This window comes from Aliihoeflea sp. 2WW, from assembly GCF_000497755.1.
Lineage (GTDB): Bacteria > Pseudomonadota > Alphaproteobacteria > Rhizobiales > Rhizobiaceae > Aliihoeflea.
In genome coordinates this window covers 1-3,483 of the sequence record NZ_AYOD01000023.1, presented here as the reverse complement: position 1 = coordinate 3,483, position 3,483 = coordinate 1, and the positions used below count along the sequence as shown (strand labels likewise).

The window sequence follows — 3,483 nt, the reverse complement described above, 5'->3', positions numbered from 1 at the left end:
TGATCTCCCCCCTTGAGGGGGAGATGTCCGGCAGGACAGAGGGGGGTGCGACGGATCAGGACCTATAAGTAAGAGGAACACGAATGCTGACGAACACACGCGACGTCGAGATCGAGTGGGGAGACTGCGATGCGGCGGGGATCGTTTTTTATCCGCGCTATTTCGCCATGTTCGATGCGTCGACCGCCTATCTCCTCGAAAAGGGGCTGGGCATGAAGAAGATCGCGTGGACGAAGAAATTCGGCATTGTCGGCATTCCGATGGTCGATACCGGCGCGACGTTCTCGATCCCGTCGCGCTATGGCGACGTGGTCGCGATCGAAAGCACGATCAGGGACATTCGCCGGTCGAGCTTCGACGTCGCGCACAGGGTGCTGAAGGGCGACAAGGTCGCCATCGAGGCGCATGAAACGCGGGTGTGGACGGGGCGCGATCTGGACGATCCGTCGCGGATCAAGGCCGTCGCCATGCCGGACGAGGTGGTCGCAGCGCTGAACGGCTAGTCGGGCGCGACGATCCGGTCCAGCAGTTCGATCAGCCGGTCGCGCTCCCTGGGTCCGCCGAGCTTTTCGACCAGCCGGTCCTCATGCGCGGTCCAGACAGCCATCATCTTGCGCACGAACTTGACGCCTTCGGGCGTCAGGTGCAGCGAATGGGAGCGCTTGTCGGTGTCCGCCTTGCGCCGTTCGGCAAGGCCCCGCTTTTCGAGGCTGTCCATCAGGGCGACGAAATTGGCGCGCTTGATGCCGAGTTCCTCGGCAATTTCGGTCTGTTTCAGACCGGGCCTGCGCGCCATGACGGAGAGCACCGAGAATTCGGCAGGCCGCAGCTTCATGCGCGCGAAGCTCTCGATGAAATCCTGGAAGACGTAAAGCTGCGCGCGGCGCAGGCGATAACCGATGATCGCCTCGAGCGCCGGGATCGTCCCGAGGTCGGTCGCGCTCAATTCGTCGAGGCGCGGACGGCCGCGTTTGGCGGTTTCGGGCGGTCTCGTGGTCGTGTCGCTCATAGGACCTCGTAGAATGCGATCTTGACGCAATCGGGCTCGCGCGCGCCCGAGCCGACGAAGACCGTCCTGTTGAGCCAGGCATAGCGGGGATCGCCCGTCTCGAATCGCGGCTGCGTGCGCATATAGTAGCGCGATGGATCGACGATTTCGCCTTTTGCGAGGGCGTCCAGAACTTCCGCGGGCCCGTGGCGGTAGCCGAAATTCCGGATGTCGATGACGGCGCCGTCATGTGTTTCCATCGCATAGCGCGTGTCGAGTTCCGCCGAGCCGTCGGCGAAGATCGTCTGCCAGTCCGCGCCAAGGTTCAGGATGCGGCCGGACAGGCGCTCGCCCGTCACGGTGCCGCCGACGATCGGGATCATGCGGCGGCGCCCGCGCGGGGAGAGGCCGAGCTCGACCGGAGCGGCGAGCTCGACCTTCAGGTCGCACAGATGCGCGAGGCGCAGTCCATCCGTCATTCGTAAAGCGCGTCGTGCCGGGTCAGCGCTTCGCGGTAGCCCTCGTAGAGCTCGTCCGGATTGCCGCCGACGGCGGTGACCTCGGCGCGCCAATCGTCGAGCAGCGGCGCGGCGGCATCGCGCCAGAGCTGAATCTCGTCGACGCTTGGCTCGTAGAGCGTGTGGCTGTCGTCGGCGATCATCTTGTCGCGACCGGACGCCTCGTTGTCGACCCAGCCCTCGGAGAAGCGGCCCGACCATTCGGGCGTGCAGTGATCGTCGATCACCTGACGGTTTTCCTCCGACAGGCCGTCATAGACGGACTTGTTGAAGAGCAGCATCTGGGAGGAGATGTAGAAGGGCATGTCGAGGTGATATTTCGTCTCGGAATCGATGCTGAAGATGTAGATCGAGTTCCATGGGAAGGTCATCGCGTCGGCCGTGCCGCGGGCGATCGCCTCGCGCGCCTCGGGCGCGGAAACCTGGATCGAGGTGCCGCCGAGACGGGCGACGAACTTCGCCATCGTGGCGTGCGCCGGGCGGATGTTCTTGCCACGGATGTCCTCCGGCACCTTGACCTCGGTCTTCGAATGGATCGTGCCGGGATCGTGCGGGTTGATGAGGCAGAAATAGACTTCCGACATCTCGGTCTCGGCGATCGGGTCGTACCACTCGTGGAGCGCAACCGCGCCGCGCTTGGAATCGGAGACGTGGAAGGGGATTTCGGCCAGGCCGTAGATCGGGAAGCGGCCGGCATTGTAGCCGGGATTGACGTAGCCGATGTCGGCAATGCCGTCGCGCGTCATGTCGTAGTGGTCGGCCGGCGCGCCGAGCTGGCTCGACGGGAAGATGGTGATGCCGATGCGCCCTTCGGACGCTTCCGTGATCGACTGAATCCAGTCGGTCATCGCGATTTCCTGCACCGGATGCGTCGGCGGCAGCCAGTGGGCGAGGCGCAGGTTCACTTCTTCCTGCGCGTAGGCGCCGGTCGACGTGCCGACGAGCGCCGCGAGAATTGCGGTCTTCACGAGCTTCATGATGTCCTCCCAGACATTTTGGCCAGACAGTTTTGCCGTGGCAAGCTGCCGGTTTCCTCCCTGCAGCTTGAACGAAATTCGATTGTTATGATACAGAACAATTAAATCAAGCGAAAAGGCGCGGACGGGCCGCCTGCGAGGGAAATCGACATGAATGCGATGACGGGTTCGTCAAAGAGCGGCGCGGATGACGTATTGCGCGTGACGATCGACGGGCGGATCGCCCATCTGGCCTTCAACCGGCCGGCCAAGCGCAATGCGATCAACGACGCGACGCTGGCCGCGCTCGCCAGCTTCTTCTCCAACGTGCCGCAATGCGTGCGCGCGATCGTGCTTTCGGGAGAAGGCGGGCATTTTTCGGCCGGGCTGGACCTGAGCGAGCAATCCGAGCGCGAAGCCTCCGAGGTGCTGCGTCACTCGCGCGGCTGGCATGCGATCATGGACAAGATCCAGCTTTCGGGCGTGCCGGTCGTCTCGGTGCTGACGGGCGCGGTGATGGGCGGCGGGCTGGAGATCGCGGCTGCGACGCATGTGCGGGTGGCCGAACCTTCGGCGAAGTTCCAGTTGCCCGAGGGCAAGCGCGGCATCTTCGTCGGCGGCGGCGCGACCGTGCGCGTCGGGCGCATCATCGGACCGGACCGGATGACCGAGATGATGCTGACCGGGCGGCTCTACACGGCGGAAGAGGGCGAGCGGTTGGGGCTTGCGCATTATCTCGTCGGCGAGGGCGAGGGGCTGGCCAAGGCATTCGCGCTTGCCAATGACATCGCCGACAATGCCTCTCTGGTGAACTACCTCATCATCCAGTCGATCGCGCGCATCAACGACATGTCACGGGCCGATGGGCTTTATGCGGAGAGCCTGAGCGCCGCGCTGTCGCAGACGGGCGCGGATGCGAAGGAAGGGCTGATGGCGTTTCTGGAGAAGCGGAAGCCGAATTTCAGGTAGGTTTTTGCGAAGAGGACCCCCACCCTTTATCCCTCCCCACAAGGGGGAGGGA

5 protein-coding genes are annotated in these 3,483 nt (G+C 64.0%); 2 read left to right on the top strand and 3 right to left on the bottom strand.

Features of this window, described 5'->3' with window-relative positions; all coding sequences use genetic code 11:
* Window positions 1-83 precede the first annotated feature (83 nt).
* Window positions 84-503, top strand: coding sequence for a thioesterase family protein (locus tag ALII_RS0112900; RefSeq protein ID WP_024587723.1), 420 nt, complete (start codon window positions 84-86; stop codon window positions 501-503).
* On the opposite strand, the gene ALII_RS0112895 is transcribed toward ALII_RS0112900, so the two are convergent.
* Genes ALII_RS0112895 through ALII_RS0112885 form a run of 3 tightly spaced genes read right to left on the bottom strand, consistent with a single transcriptional unit; the run spans window position 500 to window position 2,483 of the window.
* The gene (locus ALII_RS0112895; RefSeq protein WP_024587722.1) at window positions 500-1,009 is read right to left on the bottom strand and encodes a MarR family winged helix-turn-helix transcriptional regulator; all 510 of its coding nucleotides are present in this window, start codon (window positions 1,007-1,009) and stop codon (window positions 500-502) included. The genes ALII_RS0112900 and ALII_RS0112895 overlap by 4 nt on opposite strands.
* Entirely contained in the window at window positions 1,006-1,467 is a 462-nt protein-coding gene (locus ALII_RS0112890; RefSeq protein ID WP_024587721.1) for a DUF3237 domain-containing protein, read from the bottom strand. The genes ALII_RS0112895 and ALII_RS0112890 overlap by 4 nt, the downstream gene beginning before the upstream one ends.
* Window positions 1,464-2,483: a TRAP transporter substrate-binding protein gene (locus tag ALII_RS0112885; RefSeq protein WP_024587720.1), complete on the bottom strand. Its 1,020-nt coding sequence runs from the start codon at window positions 2,481-2,483 to the stop codon at window positions 1,464-1,466. Before ALII_RS0112885 ends, ALII_RS0112890 begins: the two co-directional genes overlap by 4 nt.
* A 150-nt stretch (window positions 2,484-2,633) precedes the next feature.
* Between ALII_RS0112885 and ALII_RS0112880 the strand changes: the two genes are divergently transcribed.
* A complete protein-coding gene (locus ALII_RS0112880; protein ID WP_024587719.1) occupies window positions 2,634-3,431 on the top strand; it encodes a crotonase/enoyl-CoA hydratase family protein in 798 nt (265 codons plus the stop codon).
* Window positions 3,432-3,483 lie beyond the last annotated feature (52 nt).

Excerpts from the sequence above, each read along its gene's own strand:
- ALII_RS0112885 (WP_024587720.1), bottom strand. The coding sequence starts at position 2,483 with ATGAAGCTCGTGAAGACCGCAATTCTCGCGGCGCTCGTCGGCACGTCG.
- ALII_RS0112900 (WP_024587723.1), top strand. The coding sequence starts at position 84 with ATGCTGACGAACACACGCGACGTCGAGATCGAGTGGGGAGACTGCGAT.
- ALII_RS0112890 (WP_024587721.1), bottom strand. The coding sequence starts at position 1,467 with ATGACGGATGGACTGCGCCTCGCGCATCTGTGCGACCTGAAGGTCGAG.
- ALII_RS0112880 (WP_024587719.1), top strand. The coding sequence starts at position 2,634 with ATGAATGCGATGACGGGTTCGTCAAAGAGCGGCGCGGATGACGTATTG.
- ALII_RS0112895 (WP_024587722.1), bottom strand. The coding sequence starts at position 1,009 with ATGAGCGACACGACCACGAGACCGCCCGAAACCGCCAAACGCGGCCGT.